Source organism: Intrasporangium sp., from assembly GCF_051961875.1.
Taxonomy (GTDB): Bacteria; Actinomycetota; Actinomycetes; order Actinomycetales; family Dermatophilaceae; genus Intrasporangium_A.
The window spans coordinates 1-20,914 of sequence record NZ_JBQCCV010000278.1 but is presented as its reverse complement, the minus strand read 5'-3'; the positions used below and the strand labels follow the sequence as shown (position 1 = coordinate 20,914).

The 20,914-nt window shown below is 70.6% G+C and carries 15 protein-coding genes, 1 tRNA gene and 1 pseudogene; 6 read left to right on the top strand and 11 right to left on the bottom strand.

Annotation, left to right across the window (positions count from 1 at the left end):
• Positions 1–128: 128 nt before the first annotated feature.
• The 3 genes from ACTHJJ_RS17330 to ACTHJJ_RS17320 all read right to left on the bottom strand — a co-directional run bounded on the left by ACTHJJ_RS17330 (position 129) and on the right by ACTHJJ_RS17320 (position 3,021).
• Positions 129–1,448, bottom strand: coding sequence for a substrate-binding domain-containing protein (locus ACTHJJ_RS17330; protein WP_440304192.1), 1,320 nt, complete (start codon positions 1,446–1,448; stop codon positions 129–131).
• 513 nt (positions 1,449–1,961) lie between these two features.
• Positions 1,962–2,579: a GTP cyclohydrolase I gene (gene folE / locus ACTHJJ_RS17325; RefSeq protein WP_440304191.1), complete on the bottom strand. Its 618-nt coding sequence runs from the start codon at positions 2,577–2,579 to the stop codon at positions 1,962–1,964.
• Complete coding sequence (locus tag ACTHJJ_RS17320) at positions 2,572–3,021, bottom strand: hypothetical protein (protein WP_440304190.1); 450 nt, start codon at positions 3,019–3,021, stop codon at positions 2,572–2,574. The genes folE and ACTHJJ_RS17320 overlap by 8 nt, the downstream gene beginning before the upstream one ends.
• Positions 3,022–3,080: 59 nt before the next feature.
• Here ACTHJJ_RS17320 and ACTHJJ_RS17315 point away from each other — a divergent pair, with 59 nt between their 5' ends.
• Entirely contained in the window at positions 3,081–3,878 is a 798-nt protein-coding gene (locus tag ACTHJJ_RS17315; RefSeq protein WP_440304189.1) for a helix-turn-helix transcriptional regulator, read from the top strand.
• Between the two features lie 29 nt (positions 3,879–3,907).
• On the opposite strand, the gene selB is transcribed toward ACTHJJ_RS17315, so the two are convergent.
• A complete protein-coding gene (gene selB / locus ACTHJJ_RS17310; protein ID WP_440304188.1) occupies positions 3,908–5,704 on the bottom strand; it encodes a selenocysteine-specific translation elongation factor in 1,797 nt (598 codons plus the stop codon).
• Positions 5,704–7,029, bottom strand: coding sequence for an L-seryl-tRNA(Sec) selenium transferase (selA, locus tag ACTHJJ_RS17305; RefSeq protein ID WP_440304187.1), 1,326 nt, complete (start codon positions 7,027–7,029; stop codon positions 5,704–5,706). The genes selB and selA overlap by 1 nt, the downstream gene beginning before the upstream one ends.
• Before the next feature lie 296 nt (positions 7,030–7,325).
• Here selA and ACTHJJ_RS17300 point away from each other — a divergent pair, with 296 nt between their 5' ends.
• Complete coding sequence (locus ACTHJJ_RS17300) at positions 7,326–7,856, top strand: RidA family protein (protein WP_440304186.1); 531 nt, start codon at positions 7,326–7,328, stop codon at positions 7,854–7,856.
• A 37-nt stretch (positions 7,857–7,893) separates the two neighbouring features.
• A complete protein-coding gene (locus ACTHJJ_RS17295) occupies positions 7,894–9,303 on the top strand; it encodes an aminotransferase class V-fold PLP-dependent enzyme (RefSeq protein WP_440304185.1) in 1,410 nt (469 codons plus the stop codon).
• A gap of 79 nt (positions 9,304–9,382) precedes the next feature.
• Here ACTHJJ_RS17295 and ACTHJJ_RS17290 read toward each other — a convergent pair.
• A tRNA-Sec gene (locus tag ACTHJJ_RS17290) sits at positions 9,383–9,476 on the bottom strand.
• A gap of 191 nt (positions 9,477–9,667) precedes the next feature.
• Here ACTHJJ_RS17290 and ACTHJJ_RS17285 point away from each other — a divergent pair.
• The 3 genes from ACTHJJ_RS17285 to selD all read left to right on the top strand — a co-directional run bounded on the left by ACTHJJ_RS17285 (position 9,668) and on the right by selD (position 13,338).
• Complete coding sequence (locus tag ACTHJJ_RS17285) at positions 9,668–11,911, top strand: carbon starvation CstA family protein (protein ID WP_440304184.1); 2,244 nt, start codon at positions 9,668–9,670, stop codon at positions 11,909–11,911.
• A gap of 2 nt (positions 11,912–11,913) precedes the next feature.
• A complete protein-coding gene (locus ACTHJJ_RS17280) occupies positions 11,914–12,129 on the top strand; it encodes a YbdD/YjiX family protein (protein ID WP_440304183.1) in 216 nt (71 codons plus the stop codon).
• Between the two features lie 198 nt (positions 12,130–12,327).
• Positions 12,328–13,338 carry a selenide, water dikinase SelD gene (gene selD / locus ACTHJJ_RS17275; protein ID WP_440304182.1) on the top strand — a complete coding sequence of 337 codons (1,011 nt, stop codon included), beginning with the start codon at positions 12,328–12,330 and terminating at the stop codon, positions 13,336–13,338.
• 46 nt (positions 13,339–13,384) lie between these two features.
• On the opposite strand, the gene nrfD is transcribed toward selD, so the two are convergent.
• From nrfD to ACTHJJ_RS17250, 5 genes and pseudogenes are all read right to left on the bottom strand, one after another.
• The gene (gene nrfD / locus ACTHJJ_RS17270; protein WP_440304181.1) at positions 13,385–14,323 is read right to left on the bottom strand and encodes an NrfD/PsrC family molybdoenzyme membrane anchor subunit; all 939 of its coding nucleotides are present in this window, start codon (positions 14,321–14,323) and stop codon (positions 13,385–13,387) included.
• A 230-nt stretch (positions 14,324–14,553) separates the two neighbouring features.
• Positions 14,554–15,537: a 4Fe-4S dicluster domain-containing protein gene (locus ACTHJJ_RS17265; RefSeq protein WP_440304180.1), complete on the bottom strand. Its 984-nt coding sequence runs from the start codon at positions 15,535–15,537 to the stop codon at positions 14,554–14,556.
• Positions 15,534–18,863 carry a formate dehydrogenase gene (gene fdh, locus ACTHJJ_RS17260; RefSeq protein ID WP_440304179.1) on the bottom strand — a complete coding sequence of 1,110 codons (3,330 nt, stop codon included), beginning with the start codon at positions 18,861–18,863 and terminating at the stop codon, positions 15,534–15,536. Before fdh ends, ACTHJJ_RS17265 begins: the two co-directional genes overlap by 4 nt.
• 181 nt (positions 18,864–19,044) lie before the next feature.
• A complete protein-coding gene (locus ACTHJJ_RS17255; RefSeq protein WP_440304178.1) occupies positions 19,045–20,598 on the bottom strand; it encodes a catalase in 1,554 nt (517 codons plus the stop codon).
• Positions 20,599–20,645: 47 nt separating this feature from the next.
• A pseudogene (locus ACTHJJ_RS17250) lies at positions 20,646–20,914 on the bottom strand (hypothetical protein); the annotation flags it as partial.

Sequence of the window (20,914 nt, the reverse complement as noted above, 5' to 3'; positions counted from 1 at the left end):
GAGATTCCCCGTGCGCTCAGCAGCGGCACTTTCTAGTCTTCCTAAATGTCTTAAACTCTAATCAGTTCCTGGCCGACGGGCCGTGCGGGGTCCGGCCGCCCCCCGACGCCGAGGTCTCACGCCTTCGGTTACGGGGTGATGTGTGCAGCGCTGCACACGCTCGCACCGACGGCCTTGCACAGCGCGGCGGGATCGATGAACTTGTCCTTGATCACTGTGTCGTTCATGTTCGAGCCGGTCACCCAGATCGGGGCCAGCAGCGATGCGGGCTGGGCAGAGCCGGAGACGCCCTTGGGGGGCGACGTCTGAGCGTTCACCAAGCCGCTGGGGGGCGTCTGCTTTGCCCGGAGGATGGTGGCCAGCGCGACGGCATCCTGGGTCTCGAGGTAGATCGGCTTGTAGACCGAGCCGCACTGGTAGCCCTGCAGGATGTTCTCCATCCCCTGGATCGTCGCGTCCTGGCCGGTCGTCGGGATCTTCTTCGGCCCGACGCCCTTGCTCTTCAGGACGGTCACGACGGCGTTGCCGAGACCGTCGTTGGCCTCCACCGTTGCGTTGATGTCCGGGTGCGCGGTGAACTGCTGCGTGAAGATCGTCGCGCCCGTGGCGTTGACCCAGTTCGGCGTGATCTTGTCGCCGACCAACGTGAAGCCCTTGCTGTTCGTGGTGCCAGCCGAGAGCGGCGTCGTCTCCTTGTTCCAGATCACGGAGTTGTAGCCCTGGGCGAACGAGACCGCGTTCGGGTCGACGTCCTCGCCGCCGTCAAGCTCGAACACCTTGGGGCTCTTGACTCCCCAGGCCGAGGCGCAGTCGACGAACCCCTGGCCGATCAGCTTGCCGACCTGTGAGTTGTCGAAGCTGACGTAGTACGTGTTCGAGCCGGCGAACGTGGCCCTGTCGTAGCTGATCAGCTGCACGCCGTGCGAGCTCGCATACGCCTCCACCTGGGAGCCCACGGTGCTGTTGAGGGGGTCGAAGATGAGCACCGAAGCGCCCTTGGAGATGTCGGCCTGCGCGAGGGCCACTTCGGTGGCGTCCACGCCCTGGGCGTTGTCGATCTTGTAGTCCGACGAGCTGTAGCCGGCGGCCTCCAGCGCCTTCTTGAAGTAGGGCGCGTCGAAGTCGACGTAACGGGTGGAGGACGTGGTGTCGGGGAGGATGACCCCGACCAGGCCCTTGCCGGCGGCCGTCAGCCCCTTGAGCTGGGACATCGTCGTGAAGCCGACATCGAACGACTTCACGCCGAGGCCCGACGGCACGGCCCCGGAGGCCTGGGTGCTCCCCGCGCCGCTCGTCATCGTCGAGCCGCTCGTGGTCGCCGGCTTGCTCGCCCCTGACGCCGAGGTTGACGGCGTGGAACTGCATGCCGCCAGCCCAAGGGCCGCAACCGACATCGCGGCGATCGCGCCGCACGTCCGGCCACGGCCTATCCCGTGATTGTTTGTCATAACCGGGCCTCCTTGGCCTAACTGCAAACCTCCTGTTCGGCTGTGCCGTTGTCCGGCACGCTGGCCATCCCGGCTGGCCCGGCGACGAACGGCCACGGGGTGTGCGGCCGTTGATGAGCGCGAGTGTGGTCATGAGCCTCACAGGCTGCGATGACGGGTGCCGTCGCGGACGCGGTCAGGTGGATCGGCCGCGCGACGGACCCGGAGAGATGTCTGCGGTGTGCCGGGCTGGAGCCAGCCACGACGCCCCGGACCGCCGCTCGCCCGAGCCGGCAGCATCGGGTGACGGAGTCGTCACAGACACGGGTGGTGCCGCCGCGTTCCGGCGGTGGCACCATGGCCAATGGTGGCGCGGTCTGTTCGATCCACGCCCCACTGGGTACTTGGCCCCCCACGTCCTCAGGCTACGCCGCAGCCGGGTCGTCTACTAGTGCTGCGCACCAGCCAGAACTTGGGTCACGCCAGTCACGTCCACCTCAAGGGCCATGACGTCCTCGGAGGGGCGCGCAAGGCTCAGGTGCGGAGTCCGTCGAGGAACTCCGACCGCGTCGCGGGGCTCTCCCGGATGAGGCCGGCGAGGGCCGAGGTGCGGGTCACGGCACCGCCCGCCCTGGCACCGCGGAGGCTCATGCACGAGTGTTCCGCCTCGATGACCACGCCGACCCCGCGGGGCTGCAGGTGCTCGTCGAGCCAGTCGGCCACCTGCTTCGTCAGGCGCTCCTGCACCTGCGGTCGGCGCGAGAAGCTCTCGACGACCCTCGCGAACTTCGACAGCCCGAGGATCCGGGCGCCTGGCAGGTAGGCGATGTGGGCGACGCCGGTGAAGGGGAGCAGGTGGTGCTCGCAGAGCGAGGCGACCGGTATACCGCGGACGACCACCATCTCGTCGTAGCCCTCGTCATTGGGGAAGGTCGTCAGCTCGAACGGTCGCGAGCTGAGCATCTCCGCGTAGGCCCGCGCCATACGGAGTGGGCTGCGCTCGGTGCTCGGGGTGTCGCAGTCGACGCCGAGGGCCACGAGGAACTCGCGAGCGGCCCGGGCCGCGACCTCGAGCTGGTGCTCGGGGTGCGCGGTCCGGATGCTGTGCAGGGCCGTCCCGGCCATCGCTGCGGGGGCGGTCGCCTCACTCATGGGTCGGCGGGACGGTGTGGCGGTGGGCTGGGCGGTCATAGGTCCGGGCCAGGTTTGCGAGGGCGAGCGCGCTGACGAGGAGCCCGAAGTCGCGCAGGGCCACGTCGTAATAGCCCGAGAGGGTGAGCAGGTTGACGATGATCCCGAGCAGCCAGAGGCAGACGATCCAGGCGCCGATCCGGGGGCGGAACCAGACGATCAGCCCGGCGACGATTTCGATGACACCGACGATGTACATGTCGGTCTGCGCGCTGCCGGGGACGATGGCGTCGATCCAGCCCGCCAGGTACTTCGGCCAGTACGTGAGCAGGTTGAAGAACTTGTCGAGGCCGAACAGGATCGGCGCGAGCGTGAAGATGGTGTGGAGCAGCGTGTAGGCGAGCCGCGGGGGATCGGTCTGCCGGACGGTGTCGATGACGGTGTGACTGTGGGTGGTGGCCATGACTTCTCCTTCTAACGGACGATAAGATCGAATTTAGAACTGGAAGAGGTGTAGCGTCAATGAATTCATCCGATAGAAGTGCCGATGGTGGCGCCGGGCCGTCGTCCGATGCGGACATCGCCGGCATCGGTGCCCTCGCCGATCCGGTTCGACGCGACCTCTACCGCTACGTGTGTGCGCAGCCCGAGCCGGTCGGCCGGGACGCGGCCGCCGCGGCCCTCGGCATCCCCCGCCACCAGGCCAAGTTCCACCTCGACCGGCTCGAGGCCGACGGGCTGCTCGTCTCGGACTACGTCCGGCTGACCGGGCGCTCGGGGCCGGGTGCGGGTCGGCCGGCGAAGGTGTATCGGCGCGGGGACCGGGAGATCGCCGTCTCCCTGCCGCAGCGGCAGTACGAGCTCGCGGGGCTGATGATGGCCGACGCGATCGACGAGTCGATGCGATCCACGGTGCCGGTCTCGGAGGCGCTCCGGTCGACAGCGGCCGCGCGCGGGCATGCCATGGGCGAGGCGGCGCGCGCCAGCGTGGACGTACACCCGCTTGTGAGCGCTGACGGAGGGGATGCGGCCCTGGCCACGGTGGCCTCCGTGCTCGCCGGGCAGGGGTATGAGCCGCGGTGGGAGTCCGGCCGGGTCATCATGGCCAACTGCCCGTTCCATGCGCTCGTGCGCAGCCACACCGAGATGGTCTGCGCGATGAACCATGCGCTCATCAGCGGGGTCGCGGACTCCGTCGCCCCCGGCCGGCTGCGCGCCTCGCTGGATCCGGGCGAGAACCGCTGCTGCGTCACCCTCCGTGAGGTGGCGGCCGTGGATGAGCGCGCCGGCGGCGAGGCTTCGGCTAGGCCTTACCCCTGACGACCTCTGGGTGAGCGTCGTCGAGGCGGCTAGGCCCGACCCCTGACCACCTCTCGGTGAGCGCCGTCGAGGCGGCGGGTCCAGCCGCGGCGGTCGAGGTGCTCGAGGAGCGGGATCGCGACCCGGCGGGTCGTCCCGAGCGCCTGCCGCGCGTCGCTCGTCGTGAACGGCTGGGGCAGCCCGGCCAGGATGCGCATCGCCCGCACCGGTGAGGTGGGCAGGACGACGATGCCGTCGCCGAGCCGGAGAAGCAGGCCGAGCGCCTCGGCCGCGGCCAGCTCTCGGGCGCCGAGCGCTGCATCCTGCAGCTCATGTTGCTCCGGCGCGTCGAACGGGTTGTCCGCGAGACGCGCGATGACGCGGTCGACACCGGGCCTTGCCGCACCCAGGTCCGGCGCCACGTCCGGTCGGCGCACCCGCCCGTCCCGCACGTCGTAGCCGAGAGCGTGCGACACGGCGCCCAGCACCACCCGGTCAGGGATGCCCGCGGCCTCGAGAGCGTGCGCCTCGCTCGGGTGCGGGTCGAGCGGGTGGCTCTTCGCGTAGGCCGCTGTCCCCGCCTCGAGCGCGTCCGCCCAGTCCCGCCACGCCTCATACGTCACGAACCAGTCGCCGACCTGGGTGACGTCGGAGCCCGCCTGTGTGGCCCCCGCGGCGTCCGGGTCGAGCCCAAGGAGCCGGAGCTCGTCGCGGCGGACCTGTCCGCGCCGGCGGACCTCGTCCGCGAGCCGGTCCGGCGAAGCCTGCCCGAGCTGGGTGGCCCGGGCAGCGGCTGCGCCCCTCCGGCTCAAGACGGGCGGCGCGGCGTCGAGCACCGTGGCTCCGACGAGCACCCCCTCCCTACCCGGGTCGCGGAGGATGGCGCGATCGCCCGACTCGAGGGGGAGGGCCCGCTCGAGGGTCAGCCGTGCGATGTCACCGTCGAGCGGACGCACGCGGACGCGCACACCGGCGGTGCCGAGGTGGAGGGTCAGCTGGTGGGGGAGGTCCGCCGCCGGAACCGCCAGTCGCACGTCGACCTGCCCGGTCGTCCGCCAGGCATCCGGGGTGAGGAGCGCATCCCCCCGGCCAATCTCGTCCGTGCCGATTCCTCTGAGGCTCAAGGCAACTCGAGCAACGGCATCGACGGAGTCGTGGGTCCGGCCGAGGCTCTGGACCCCGCGGACCGACAGCTCGCGGCGGCGACCGTCGTGGTCGCGCAGCTCCAGCCGGTCGTCGACGGAGACCCGGCCGGCCGCGAGCGTCCCGGTGACGACGGTGCCGCTGCCTCGGACGGTGAAGGACCGGTCGACCCAGAGCCGCAGTCGCCCTTCGTGCCGGGGCGCCGGCAGCGCCTCGCAGAGCCGCGCCAGCCCGGCCCGCAGCTGCTCGATCCCCTGGCCGGTCATCGCGGAGACCGCGACGGCAGGGACCTGGCCGAGCGACGACTTCGCGATCCGTTCCCGAGCCTGCGCGAGCGCCGGCACGGGGTCTGCGAGGTCACTCCGGGTCACCGCGAGCAGCCCGTGGGTGATGCCGAGGGAGTCCACGGCCGCGAGGTGCTCCTCGGACTGCGCCCGCCACCCCTCGTCCGCGGCCACGACGAACAGCACTGCGGGGACGGGGCCGAGCCCGGCGAGCATGTTGCCGATGAACCGGCGGTGGCCCGGCACGTCGACGAAGGCCACGTCGCCGACGCCGGGCAGCGTCGCCCAGACGTAGCCCAGGTCGATCGTCAGGCCCCGCCGCCGTTCCTCGGCCCACCGGTCCGGTTCCATGCCGGTCAGGGCGCGCACGAGGGTGGACTTGCCGTGGTCGACGTGTCCCGCGGTCGCGACGACGTGCATCAGGACGGAGCCTCGATTGCGTCGATGACGGACTTGATCGCGGTGATCAGATCGTCGTCGGATTCCACTGGTACACAACGGAGGTCGACCAGGGTGAGGCCCGACTCGACCCGGGCGAGCACCGCGGGGTCAGCGTGACGGAGGTGGGCGGCATACCCCTCGGGGAGGGCGACGGCCCACCCGCTCAGGGTCACGCCGGGAGCGCCGCCCCCACCCACGGTGCCCTGGCTCGGGACGACGCGTCCGCCGACCGCCTCCGCGACGCGCGCGCAGCGCGCCCGGACGGTGTCGGGGTCGGCGTGCAGGTAGCTCTCGACGACGGTCGGGCCGCTGCGGAGGGTCGCCTCGAGGGCAGCGAGGGTGAGCTTGTCGACGCGGAGGGCGCGGGCGAGCGGGTGGCGGCGCAGGCGCTCGACGGTGCCCGCGTCCCCGAGGAGGAGCCCGGCCTGCGGCCCGCCGAGCAGCTTGTCGCCGCTGCTCGTGACGAGGGTGGCTCCGCCCGCGAGAACCGTTGTGGCGTCGGGCTCCTCGGGCAGGAGTGGCTCGGGGCGCAGGAGCCCGCTGCCGATGTCGACGACGAGGGGCAGGTCGTGCGAGCGGGCCAGCTCCGCGAGCTCCCGGACGCCGACGGTGCTGGTGAAGCCCTCGATCCGGAAGTTGCTGGGGTGCACCTTGAGGATCGCCGCCGTCTCGGGCCCGATCGCCTCCGCGTAGTCCCGCACGGTGGTGCGGTTCGTCGTGCCGACCTCGCGGAGCCGCGAGCCGGTCGAGGCGATGAGGTCCGGCAGGCGGAAGCCGTCGCCGATCTCGACCATCTCGCCGCGGCTGACGAGGATGTCGCGGCCGGCGGCGAGGGCCGTCGTGGCGAGGACGAGGGCCGCGGCGCCGTTGTTGACGACGAGGGCAGCCTCGGCGGCGGGCACCGCCTCGAGGAGTGCGTCGAGCGTTCCGCGACCACGCTTGGCCCGGCGTCCCGTCCCGAGGTCGAGCTCCACGTCGACGTAGCCTGCCGCCTGCTCGACGGCCTCGCGGGCCGCCCTCGTGAGCGGTGCTCGCCCGATGTTCGTGTGGAGGACGACGCCCGTCGCGTTGAGGACCGGGCGGAGGGTGGTCGGCGTGCGCCGCCCGTCGAGGGCCGCCGCCGCGGTCACCGCGACGTCCGACGGCGCGATCTCGCCGTCACGCGCGCGCTGCTGGGCGACGAGCACGGCGCGCTTGACGATGGCACGGCCCAGGCGGCGGGTCGCCTCGGCGAGCAGCGGGTGCCGCAGGAGAGCGTCGGTGCGCGGTATCTCGCGTCGCGGGTCACGCTGTCCCGTTTCCACTCCCGGTCGCTCCTTCCGGTCGGGCCGCACCCATCGAGGGCTCGCCTGGTGCGAATCGCTTCGAGTCTAGAAGCCCGCCTGGACCCCTCTGGTGTGAAGGCCGGGGGACCCCTCGGACCCAGCGGCGCCTTTGCGGGAGGTCAAGGGCGCCCCATGCGTGGGTCAACAAGTCATCCCGCGCTGTCCCGGGACGGTCAAGTCTTGACAGCGAACCTTGTTGACCGGCTGGCGCCGGTGATTGAGTGCGCTCGCCACCGACCGAGAGCCGCTCGCCATCGACCGAGAGCAGAGGACAGATGTCACCACACGGGACGAAGGGCCGGACCCGGGGTGCCGGCCCCACCACCTTCCTCGTCGCCAGTGCGCTGGCTGGGGGCGCCGCGCTGACCTGGGGTCTCCAGGGCGGCGCCGCGGGCGCCACCGCGAGGGAACACCCACCGACCGCGCACCACCGAGTCGTGTCGTCCCCCGATGCCCCGGCCGCCATCGGGCCCTACTCCCAAGGGGTTTCGGCCGGGAGCCAGCTCTACCTCTCCGGGCAGCTGCCGATGGATCCGCGGACGGGGGAGATCCTGTCGAGCACCGACATCGGACAGCAGACCCGCCAGGTCCTCCAGAACCTCGAGGCCGTGCTCGCGGCGGACCGGATGAGGTTGTCGAACATCGTCAGCACGACCGTCTACCTGACCGACCTCGACGACTTCGCGGCCTTCAACGCGGCGTACGCGGAGTTCTTCCCGACGGCGCCGCCCGCACGCGCCACCGTCCAGGTCGCCCGCCTGCCGCGGGACGCGAAGGTCGAGATCGCCGCGATCGCCGTTCGCTGACGCCCCCAGCCACGACTGACACTCAAAGGAGAGAGCAGTGAAGAACGCCCTGAGCACCCCCGAAACCTCTCGTCGCGGAGTCCTGCGCCTCATGGGCGCTGGGACCATCGCCGCATCGGCCGCCGGCCTCGACCTCTTCGCCGGCGCCGGCGCAACCGCAGCGCCGGCGTCTCCGTCCACCCCGCTGCCCGCCGCCGGTGACGCCCACTTCTGGCGGCAGGTCCGCAAGCAGTTCGTGCTCGACAAGAAGGTGCTGTTCATGAATGTCGGCACGGTGGGCTCGCCGCCCCAGCCGGTGCTGGATGCCCTCGCGGAGACGAACGTCCGCGTCGCCGAGAAGGCCGAGTCCGGCTACAGCTCCTTCGATGACACGCGAGCCCTCGCCGCATCCGGCCTGGGCTGCGACCTCGACGAGATGGCCCTCACCCACAACACGAGCGACGGGATGGCGAAGGTCCTCGCCGGCCTCTCGCTCGGCGAGGGCGACGAGATCCTCACGACGAACCACGAGCACGCCGGCGGCAACGCGCCGATGCAACAGATCCGGGACCGCCGTGGCGTGGTCATCCGGCGGGTCGCGCTGCCGGTCGGCAACGACCAGCGGGCCGAGGACTACGTCGAGCTCTTCCGTCAGGCGATCACGTCCCGCACCAAGGTGATGGTCTTCTCCGCCCCCACGTACAAGACGGGGACGATGCTGCCGATCAGGCTGCTCGCCGAGCTCGCCCAGGAGCACGGCCTCATCACCGTCGTCGACGGCGCCCACATCCCCGGGATGATGAACTACTCGATGCGGGAGCTCGGCGTCGACTTCCTGGCCGGCTCGGCGGCGAAGTGGCAGTGCGGCCCCGGGGGCACCGGCTTGCTCTACGTCCGCAACAAGGTCGACGCCCGCTACAACGGCAACCCGTTGCCGGAGTTCTGGCCGACGATCTCGAGCAGCTACCCCGACGGGGGACTGCCGCCGCGCACGCGGACGGGCACAGCGTCATACGACATCGGGCGCTACCTGACCTCTCTCGGCAACGGCAGCATCGTCCTGCACGCCGGCACGGAGGCGGCGCTGACCATGTGGGATCGGATCGGGCGGCAGCGCATCGCGGACCACGTCCTCGGCCTGTCCGCCTTGCTCAAGGAGCTCATCGCGGAGCGCTGGGGCGTGGACCGGCTCTACTCGCCGAAGGACGACCCGAGGCTTGTCTGCGCCCTCACTGGGTTCAACCCCTTCGTCGATGCCGGGGACGTCGTCGACCGCGAGAAGTCCAACGAGTTCGTCAGCCGGGTGCGTCAGGAGCACTCGATCGTGATCCGCAACGTCGACTTCCCCGTCATCGGCTCGGCCAGCAACCACTGGGGCGTACGCGTGTCGACCCACCTGTTCCACGAGGAGGACGACGTGAAGAGGGTCGTGGAGGCGATGTGGAAGGTGTCGAGGGCGATTGGGTGACCTTGACCGTGGCGGTGGGCGGCGGGTTGGGGGCCGCCCACCGCCACGTCATGAAGGACCTGTCTCGATCTCCACGTCAGCGGAGGCGGACGAGAATCGAACTCGCCTGCGACGGATACCGCCGCACACCGGTTTTGAAGACCGGGGGGACCACCAGGAGCCCAGACGCCTCCGAGGGCCACCCTAGCGAGTCCGCCTCAGCGACACCGGCCCCTGTCCCTCACCCCTTGTCCCTCACCCCCGTCTTTCACCCCCGTCCCCCAAGATGCGGATCTGCCAGGGCCGACTATGGTGTGCCGCGACGGCTCGCCGACCGTCCCCTGGCCGGTGGTCGCATACCCAACCACCTGAACAGGAATCTTCGATGAGTAGCGCGCTGAGCGATGAACGAGAGCTGCCGCCGGCAGCCGTCGACCCCGAGGTTGCCGAAGCCCATGACCGGAAGTGGACGCCCAAGAAGATCATCGGCTGGGGCGCCGTGGCGATCCTCGGCGCGGTGGCCTGGTCGGTCATCGCGATCGGCCGGGGCGAGACCATCAACGCGGTCTGGTTCGTCTTCGCCGCCGTCTGCACCTACCTGATCGCCTTCCGGTTCTACGCGAAGTACATCGAGCGCAAGGTCGTGAAGCCGGACGACACCCGGGCCACGCCGGCGGAGTACAACGACAACGGCAAGGACTTCATGCCGACGGACCGGCGGGTCCTCTTCGGCCACCACTTCGCCGCCATCGCCGGCGCCGGACCGCTCGTCGGTCCGGTGCTCGCCGCGCAGATGGGTTACCTGCCCGGCACGATCTGGATCATCGTCGGCGTCGTGCTCGCCGGCGCCGTGCAGGACTACCTCGTCATGTTCTTCTCGATGCGCCGCGGGGGCCGCTCGCTCGGGCAGATGGCGCGCGAGGAGCTCGGCGTCATCGGTGGCACGGCCGCGCTCATCGCGACGCTCACCATCATGATCATCATCACGGCGATCCTCGCGCTCGTCGTCGTCAACGCCCTGGGCGCGTCGCCGTGGGGTGTCTACTCGGTCGGCCTGACCCTGCCGATCGCGCTCTTCATGGGCGTCTACCTGCGCTTCATCCGACCGGGCAAGGTCATGGAGGTCTCGGTCATCGGCTTCGTCATGCTGATGTTCGCGATCATCTCCGGCCGCTGGGTCGCCGAGTCGGCCTGGGGTTCAGCGTTCTTCCACCTCGACCGCACGACGATCGCCTGGTTCATCATCATCTACGGCTTCATCGCGGCCGTGCTGCCCGTCTGGCTCCTGCTCGCCCCCCGCGACTACCTGTCGACCTTCATGAAGATCGGCGTCATCGTGCTGCTCGCCGTCGGCATCATCGTCGTGCACCCGACGATCAACGTGCCCGCATTCTCGGAGTTCGCGAGCCGTGAGGACGGGCCGGTCGTGCCCGGGTCGCTCTTCCCGTTCCTCTTCGTGACGATCGCCTGTGGCGCGCTGTCCGGGTTCCACGCCCTGATCTCGTCCGGCACGACACCGAAGCTCGTCGAGAAGGAGCGGCAGACCCGCTTCCTCGGCTACGGCGGCATGCTGATGGAGTCCTTCGTCGCGATCATGGCCCTCGTCGCGGCCCTCGTCATCGACCGCGGCGTCTACTTCGCGATGAACGCCTCCCCGGCCGCGACGAGCGGGACGATCGAGGGCGCCGTCGCCTTCGTGAACCAGCTCGGGCTCTCCGGGGTGCACCTCACGCCCGACATGCTGAGCACGCTCGCCCAGAACGTCGGCGAGGAGTCGATCGTGTCCCGCACCGGTGGCGCGCCGACGCTCGCGGTCGGTATCGCGCACGTGCTGCACCAGTGGTTCGGCGGCACCGCGCTGATGGGCTTCTGGTACCACTTCGCGATCATGTTCGAGGCGCTGTTCATCCTCACGGCGGTCGACGCCGGCACCCGGGTCGCCCGGTTCATGCTGCAGGACACGCTCGGCAACTTCATCCCGAAGTTCAAGGACACGTCGTGGACGGTCGGCGCCTGGATCTGTACCGCGGTCATGGTCGCGGGATGGGGCTACATCCTCGTCCTCGGGGTGACCGACCCGCTCGGTGGCATCAACACGTTCTTCCCGCTCTTCGGCATCGCGAACCAGCTGCTCGCCGTCATCGCGCTGTCCGTGGTCATGGCGATCATCGCCCGGCGCGGCAACTTCAAGCACCTCTGGGTGGTCGTGCTGCCGCTCGGCTTCGCCGCCGTCGTGACGGTGACCGCGTCGATCTTCAAGATCTTCTCGTCGGTGCCGGCGGTCGGCTACTGGGCCCAGCACAACGCGTTCAAGGACGCGCTCGCCCAGGGCAAGACGAGCTTCGGGACGGCCAAGAACGTCGAGGCGATGGAGGCGGTCGTGCGCAACACCGCGGTCCAGGGCACCCTGTCCGTCGTCTTCGTCGTGCTGACGCTCATCGTCCTCGTCGCGGCGATCATCGCCACGGTCCGGGCGGGCCTCGGCCACCGCGGCGTCGACACGGAGGACCCGCGCGTCGAGTCGAAGCTCTTCGCCCCGGCCGGGCTCGTCGCGACCCCTGCGGAGAAGGAGCTCGAGGCGGAGTGGGCCACGGTCCGCGAGCCGGTCGCGGCCGGGAGCGGGCACTGACCGTGTCCGCCACCCTGCCCGTGATCCTGCGCGGCGCCCGGGACGGCGGGCGCCGGGCGGTCGGCTACCTCCGCGCCGTGATGGGCGCGGACGCCTACGACCGCTACTGCGCCCACCTCGCGGCCAGACATCCGGACGCCGAGCCGATGACCGAGCGCGAGTTCTGGCGCGAGCACATGGACTGGCAGGACAAGAACCCTCAGGGACGCTGCTGCTGAGGCAGCGCGCCTGACGATCGGCGGTGGCTGGCGGGAGACCGTCTGCCACCGCCGATCTGCATGAGCGGCAGGGCTGTGACGTCGGCTCGCCCGTCCAGCGGCAAACAGGCGCACGAAGTGGCAGCTGCCCAGGTGTTGCCCTCTCGGCCGGCGCGGGCGCCCGTGTGGACGCGGACCGCAGCGCCGTATGGTGCCAGCATGGCCGCCATCGACGACGCACCGATCCGCTTGACGCAGTTCGCCGCTGGTGGCGGCTGTGCGTGCAAGGTGCCGGCAGGGCAGCTCGAGGAGGTCGTCGCGGACCTCATCGGAGTCCCACACCCCGACCTGATCGTCGGCCTCGACGCCGGCGATGACGCTGCCGCCGTCCGGATCGAGGGGGACCGGGCGATCCTGTCGACGGCGGACTTCTTCACGCCGGTCGTCGACTCGCCGTACGACTGGGGCCGCATCGCCGCGGCGAACGCCCTCTCGGACATCTACGCCATGGGCGGGCGGCCGATCATGGCGATCAACCTGCTCGGCTGGCCCGCCGACCTCGTCTCGGCCGACCATGTCCGGGAGGTCCTCCGCGGCGGGTTGGCCGTCGGCGAACAGGCGGGCTGCCCGGTCGTGGGCGGGCACAGCATCGCGGCTCCCGAGCCCCTCTACGGCATGGCCGTCACCGGGATCGCCGACCCGGCTCGGCTCATGCGGAACGACGCCGCCGAGCCCGGCCTGCCGATCAGCCTCACGAAGTCCCTCGGCGTCGGCGTCCTCGGCAACCGGCACAAGGCCACCGGAGAGGTGTTCCCCCAGGCGATCGACTCGATGGTGACCCTCAACGCCGCCGCCGCGGAGGCGGCCCTCGCCGCCGGGGTGCGGGCCTGCACCGACGTGACGGGCTTCGGGTTGCTCGGCCACCTGTGGAAGATGTGCCGCGCCTCCGGCGTCGGTGCCGTCATCGACCGCTCATCGGTGCCGGTCCTCGAGGGGACGTGGGAGAGCCTGGCCGCCGGTTATGTGCCAGGTGGCAGCCGGCGCAACCTCGACGGGGTGCGGCCGCACCTCGAGGCCGGCGCCGAGGTCACCGAGGACGAGCTCGTCCTGCTCGCGGACGCCCAGACGAGTGGCGGCCTGCTCGTCGTCGGCGAGGTCCCGGGCGCCCCCGTCATCGGCCACACGGTGGCCGTGCCGCCGGGCACCGCCCCCCGCATCACCATCCGCTGACCTCGAGTGAGCGCTCCGGCTCTGGCCGGTCTGCGCCGAGGTGAGATCAGGTGAGGCGGGTCGGGCCCTGCTCGTCGAGGCGTCGCCGCTGGGGGACGATCGTGTACTTCGGGTCCTTGGCCGAGGCGATACCGGCCTCGAAGACCCCGAACCGCGTCAGGGCCGACCCGACGTTCATCGCCACCCCGGCGAGGACCGCGGCCGGCCGCCAGCGCCCACCGACGAGGGTCGCCGCGGCGCCCCCCATCATGAGCCATCGGCTGGCCTCGAGCATCCGACCGGCGCGGCCCGTTCGGAGCGGCTCGCCCTCCATGCCGATCGAGCGCTCGAGCACCTCGTTCGCCACGAGCTCGAGCGCCGTGCCAACCACCGCGGCCCGGCGCGCGGGCTTCGCCTGCGTCGTCGAGGTCGTGATCATGGCGGCCCCGCCTGCCGCGGCGAGGGCCGAGCCGGCGAAGACGAAAGGCAGCTGGCGGTAGGACGCGTGCCAGGTCGGCGTGGCCGTGTCGCTCAGCAGCACGGCCGTGTATGCCGCGAGCGGGGCGGAGAACGCACCTGACCCGACGTTCGCCCCGAGCTCCGTGAAGGCGGCCACCTTCGCCAGCGAGCTGCCCTTGGGCAGCAGCGGCCCGGCGATCTCGGCCACCGCCGCGGCCCCGGTGAACCCGCCGAACCCGGCGAGGATCCAGGACCCGATGGACATCGGGGAGGTGAGCTTGACCGTGCGCAGCATGTTGAGGAAGCGGCTCGGCTTGCCCAGATCGGTGATGAGCGCCCCGGTGCTGACCCCGAGGGCGGCGAGCGCCGTGAGCCGGGCGTTGCGCTGGAGCTTGCGGAGCCCGACCAGCTGCGCGCCGGCGGCGATGAGGCCGGAGCCGGCCGCGAGCCCGCCGGTGTAGAGATAGGTCGGGATCTCGCCCTTCCAGGGGGCCGGCTTGACGACCTGACGGCCGTAGTAGGAGTCGAACTCGACATCCGGCACCATCATCCGCTCCGCGCCACCGCGGCGACGGCGGCCGCCGGATGCGACGGGTGAGGCGGAGCGCTCACTCGACGGAGGGGTGGCTGGGGCTCCAGGGGCGGAGCGCTCACTCGACGAGGTGGGAGGGTCGGGGGTGCCGGGGGCTCGCTGGTCCGTCGACGGTGGCCGCCCGGTCAGCGGGGAGGTGGGCGGGGGCGAGGGCTCGCTCGGCGGGTTCGGTGACGGGTGGGTGCTCACGAGCGCCTCCCGAGGAACGACACCGCGGCGGCGCCGAGCATCGCGAGCCCGGCCAGGCCAGCCTTGCGGAAGATGTCAGGCAGGTAGTGCGTCGTCACGACCGGGTCCGGCGGCAGGCCGTAGACCTCCGGCTCGTCGAGCAGGAGGAAGACCGACCCCGTCCCGCCGACGCCGTCGCGGGGGTCGGTGCCGTAGGTCCGGGCCTCGGTGTAGCCCATGCCGTGCAGCGTCTGGACCCGCTCCTCGGCGCGGCGGCGCATCTCGGAGAGGTCGCCGAACTGGATCGAGGTGGTGGGGCAGGCCTTCGCGCAGGCCGGCTCCTCGTCCTCCCGGAGCCGGTCGTAGCAGAGGGTGCACTTCTGGGCGATGCCCTCCTGCTTCACGACGCGCGCTCCGGTCATGTCGGGCGACGACCGCCGCTCGATGACCCCGAACGGGCAGGCCGGCACGCAGTAGCCGCAGCCGTTGCAGATGTCGTCCTGTACGACGACGGTGCCGAACTCGGTCCGGAACAGCGACCCTGTCGGGCACACGTCGAGGCAGGCGGCGTGGGTGCAGTGCTTGCACACGTCGGAGGACATCAGCCAGCGGAAGTCGGGGAGCTCGCCCTCGACGGGAGCGGGGGGAGCGGCATACGTGTCGTCGTCGGAGGCGGGACGGACGGTCGGCATCCCGAGGGACACCTTCCGGCCGGACTCGCGGGCCCGCGCGATCTGCGCCGGCCCCTGCTCGACGAAGGCGACGTGGCGCCACGTGTTGGCGCCCAGGGCTCCCGTGTTGTCGTAGGACTCCCCGGTCATCCCGAGGTTGTCCATGGGGAGCATGTTCCACTCCTTGCACGCGACCTCGCAGGCCTTGCAGCCGATGCAGATCGACGTGTCGGTGAAGAACCCCTTGCGCGGTGGCGGGTCGACCCAGCCCGCGGCCGGGGCGGGATCGTGTGGACCCGAGAGCTGGTTGCGCATCAGGCTCGTGCTCATCGCGACACCTCCTCGTTCGGGCCGGGCTCGTTCGCGCCGGGCGACAGGAGCGTGTTCCCCGTCTCCGCCGTGACGCCGGACCGGGACCGGTACTCCTCGACGAGCCGCAGCAGCGCCGGGCCCGTGGGACGCCGCCCCGGCTGTATGTCGCACGACGCGGCCTTCGACTCCTGGATGGCGACGTTGGGGTCGAGGGTGACGCCGAGCAGGTCGTTGGCGCTGTCGCCGCTCACGACGGGGGCGATGCCGCCGCGGCCCCAGTGGTAGGGCAGCCCGATCTGGTGGACGGTGTGGCCCCGGATCGTGAGCGGCTTCATCCGCTCGGTCACGAGGACCCGCGCCTCGATGGCGGCACGCGGCGAGACGATCGTCGCCCAGCCGCCGTTCGTCAGGCCACGCTCGGCGGCGAGCTCGGGGGAGACCTCGCAGAAGAACTCCGGCTGCAGCTCGGACAGGTAGGGCAGCCAGCGGCTCATCCCACCGGCGGTGTGGTGCTCGGTCAGGCGGTAGGTCGTGAAGACGAACGGGTAGACGCCGACGCCAGGGTCGCCCGCGGACGGTGCCGTGAGGTTGTCCTTGCGGGGGAAGACCCGCCGCGACGGGTTGCGCTGCTGCGCATAGAGCGGGTTCTTGACCGGAGACTCCTGCGGCTCGTAGTGGGTCGGCAGGGGACCGTCGATGACGCCCTTCGGGGTGTAGAGCCAGCCCTTGCCGTCCGACTGCATGATGAACGGGTCGTCGCCGGCGATGCCCTCGGCGCCACCCACTCCCTGGGCGGGGCGGTAGGACGGCGCCGTCGAGACGGGGAAGTCAGGCACGTCAAGGCCGGTCCACTTGCCCTGCTGCTCGTCCCACCAGACGTAGGCCTTGCGCTCGCTCCACGGCTTGCCGTCGGGGTCGGCCGAGGCACGGTTGTAGAGGATGCGCCGGTTCATCGGCCAGGCCCAGGCCCACTCGAGGGCGACCTTGCCCTGCTCGCTGCGCGGCGGGCGCCGGTCGGACGCGTTGATCCCACCGGCGTAGACACCGGTGTAGATCCAGCAGCCGCCCATGGTCGAGCCGTCGGCCTTCATCTCGGTGTAGGACGAGAGGAGCTCGCCGGCCTTGTCGCCCGTCAGGTGGCGGCCGTTGATCTCCTGCAGCACCATCTCCGCCGACGGCTCGCCGTGCTCGTCCTCCGGGTAGTCCCAGGTGAGGTCGAGGAGCGGCCGGTCGCGCGGGTCGTCGGAGCCGGCCAGCCGGGCGCGGATGCGCTTGCCGAGCTCATGGTAGAACCACAGCTCGGAGCGGGCATCGCCCGGCGGCTGCACCGCGGTGTGGTGGAACTGGAGCATCCGCTGGGTCTGGGTGAAGGTGCCGTCCTTCTCGGCGTGGGCGGCCGCGGGCAGGAAGAAGACCTCCGTGCCGATCTTGTCCGTCTCGAGCTCGCCCGTCGCGATCTCGGGGCCGTCCTGCCAGAACGTCGCCGACTCGATGAGGTTGAGGTCACGCACGACGAGCCACTTGAGCTGGGCCATCGCCCTGCGCTGCATCCGCCCGTGCGCCGAGCCGACCGCGGGGTTCTGGCCGAGCAGGAAGTAGCCCTCGACCTTGCCCTCGAGCATGTCCATCGTCGTCGCATAGGTGTTGTGCGACCCGGTCAGCTTCGGCAGGTAGTCGAAGCACCAGCCGTTGTCGGCCGTCGCCGCGTCGCCCCACCACGCCTTGAGGAGGCTGACCGCGTAGGCGTCGGTCGACGTCCAGAAGCCCTTCTGCTCCTTCGACGCGACCGAGCCGACCCACTCCTCGAACGACTCGTGCTTGCCCGCGACCGGCATCGGCAGGTAGCCGGGCAGCAGGTCGAACAGGGTCGGGATGTCGGTGCAGCCCTGGATGCTCGCGTGCCCGCGGAGCGCCATGATGCCGCCGCCCGGGCGGCCGATGTTGCCGAGGAGCAGCTGGAGGATCGACGCGGTCCGGATGTACTGGACCCCGACCGAGTGCTGGGTCCAGCCCACGGCGTAGACGAACGCCGTGGTGCGGTCACGGCCGCTGTTCGCGGTGATGGCCCGAGCGACGTACTCGAAGTCGACCGGGCTGATGCCGCAGACGTCGCGGACCATCTCGGGCGTGTAGCGAGCGAAGTGCCGCTTGAGGATCTGGAAGACGCACCGCGGGTGCTGCAGGGTGTCGTCCCGCAGGACCCGGGCATGCTCGAGCGGGGGACCCGCCGCGCCGTGCCGCTGCCCGGCCGAGTGCTCCGCCTTCAGCTCGCCGGACTCGTGCTCGCCCGGCTCGCCGATCTTGCCCGGCCCGTCCTTCTGGTCGTCCGCGGTTGCGTAGCCCCAGGTGCGCAGGTCGTAGGAGCCGCTCTCGGGGTCGTAGCCCGAGAAGACGCCCCCCAGGTCCTCGGTGTCGCGGAAGTCGTCGTTGACGATGGTCGCGGCGTTCGTGTAGGCCCGCACGTAGTCCTCGAACCACAGGTCGTTGGTCAGGACGTGGTTGATGAGCGCGCCGAGGAAGACGATGTCGCTGCCGGCGCGGATCGGCACGTGCTTGGTCGCCGTCGCCGACGTCCGGGTGAACCGGGGGTCCACGTGGATGATCGTCGCGCCCCGCGCCTTGGCCTCCATCACCCACTGGTAGCCCACCGGGTGGCACTCGGCCATGTTGGAGCCCTGGATGACGATGCAGTCAGAATCCGCGAGGCTCTGCTGGTAGGTCGTGGCCCCACCGCGCCCGAACGAGGACCCCAAACTGGGGACCGTGGAGGAGTGTCAAATACGGGCCTGGTTCTCGATCTGGATCGCTCCGAGCGCCGTGTAGAGCTTCTTCATGAGGTAGTTCTCCTCGTTGTCGAGGGTGGCACCCCCGAGCGAGGCGATCCCCATCGTCCGGCGAAGCGGCCGGCCGTGCTCGTCGCTGTCCTGCCAGGTCCGTCGCCGCGACTCGAGGACGCGGTCGGCGATCATGTCGACGGCCTCGTCGAGCCCGAGGCTCGACCACTCCGTCGCGTACGGCGCGCGGTAGAGGATCCGCGTCTGCCGGGTCGGCGCGTTGACCAGCTGCTCGCTGGCGGATCCCTTGGGGCACAGGCGCCCTCGTGAGATCGGCGAGTCAGGGTCGCCCTCGATCTGGACGATCTTCTCGTCCTTGACGTAGATGTTCTGCCCGCAGCCCACGGCGCAGTAGGGGCACACGGACTTGACGACGCGGTCGGCGGTCTTGGTGCGGTTGGTCAGGGTGCGGGTGCGCTCGCTCGTGACGGCCGGTCCCCGGCCAAGCCAGTCGCGGCTGCCCACCTGTCGCAGGACGGGCCATCCCAGGAACGCCTTGCCGTCCGCCATCTCCCGCTCCTTCCGCGCCGTTGCTTCCCCCACCCTAGGCCGGGTTGCCCGGGCCCGACAGTGGGCACCACGCGGACAGGCGCCCGCGGTGAGCGGCATACCCCAAAAGCCCCCGGGTATGCCGCTGGGCCGGCCACGCGTCTGCGTGACCGGCCCGGCGGAGTGGCGTGAGTGGGGCGGGTCAGACGACCGCGGGCGCGTTGTCGTTCGCGGCGCCCTTGGGGACGTCCTGGGCGGCCGGCTGGTCGCTCTGGGCCGCCAAGGCCTCGATGGCCTTGCGCACGCCCTCGCCGTAGGCCGGGTCGGCCTTGGTGCAGTTGGCGATGTGCCGCTCGATGGGCTCCTGCGAGGCGCCGGAGATGGCCCGGGCGGTGTTCTCGAAGAGCACCTGCTGCTGCTCCGGCGTCATCTTCTCGCGGAAGAGGATGCCCGGCTGGGTGTAGTAGTCGTCGTCGTCCTCGCGGAAGTTGAACCGATCGGCCGACGAGCCGACGCCCCAGGCCGGCTCGCGGTACTGCGGCTGGTCCTCGTAGCGCCCGTAGGAGTTCGGGTTGATGCTCGGGGTGGAGGCGCCGTTGCTGTCGACGCGCATCTGCCCGTCGCGGTGCGGCGAGTTCCAGTTGGCCACGCCCTTGGGCGAGTTGACCGGGATCTGGTGGTGGTTGACGCCGAGGCGGTAGCGCTGGGCGTCACCGTAGGAGAAGAGCCGGCCCTGGAGCATCCGGTCGGGCGAGAAGCTGATGCCCGGCACGACGTGCGCGGGGCTGAAGGCGGCCTGCTCGACGTCGGCGAAGTAGTTGTCGGGGTTGCGGTTGAGCTCCCACTCGCCGACCTCGATCAGCGGGTAGTCGCCCTTCGGCCAGACCTTCGTCAGGTCGAACGGGTGGTAGGGCACCTTCTCCGCGTCGGCCTCGGGCATGATCTGGACGTAGAGCTTCCACTTCGGGAAGTCGCCGCGCTCGATCGCCTCGTAGAGGTCGCGCTGGTGCGACTCGCGGTCGTGGCCGATGAGCTCGGTCGCCTCGGCGTCGGTGAGGTTCTTGATGCCCTGCTGGGTCCGGTGGTGGAACTTGACCCAGAAGCGCTCGCCGTCGGCGTTGTAGAACGAGTAGGTGTGCGAGCCGAAGCCGTGCATGTTGCGGTAGCTGGCCGGGATGCCGCGGTCGCTCATGACGATCGTGACCTGGTGCAGGGACTCGGGCAGGTTCGTCCAGAAGTCCCAGTTGTTCTCGGCGTTGCGCAGGTTCGTGCGCGGGTCACGCTTGACGGCGTGGTTGAGGTCGGGGAACTTCAGCGGGTCGCGGAAGAAGAAGACCGGGGTGTTGTTGCCGACGAGGTCCCAGTTGCCCTCCTCGGTGTAGAACTTCACCGCGAAGCCACGGATGTCGCGCTCGGCGTCGGCCGCGCCGCGCTCGCCGGCGACGGTCGAGAAGCGGGCGAACATCTCGGTCTTCTTGCCGACCTCGGAGAAGATCTTGGCGCAGGAGTACTGCGTGATGTCGTTGGTCACCGTGAAGGTGCCGAAGGCGCCCGAGCCCTTGGCGTGCATGCGCCGCTCGGGGATGACCTCGCGGTCGAAGTGTGCGAGCTTCTCGAGGAACCAGACGTCCTGGAGGAGCATCGGACCGCGCGGGCCGGCCGTGACGGAGTTCTGTCCGTCCCAGATCGGTGCACCGGCAACGGTGGTCTGCGGCCTGGTGTTGCCGGGCTCCTGACGGGGACCTGCCACGCTCATGTCGTCTCCTTTGATGGTGGGTGTGAACTCTTCGTATGCCGCTGACCTCAGTCAGCGGAAACGCTTGCTGCCACTGCGGTTTCGTCAGCAGCGGTGGTCGCTCTGCCCGGGCGGTCCGCATCGGACGCGTCTGCCAGGTCCTCCAGGCAGCTCGGGCAGCGGCCCCAGTAGATGACCTCCGCCTCGTCGATCACGAAGCCGTGGTCGTCGCTGGCGTGCAGGCACGGCCGCTCGCCGAACGCGCCATAAACGAAGGCGATAGCCCCCCCCACACCGCCGAATACGTGGTGGTGGTTGTTGTCGAACCGCAAAAATT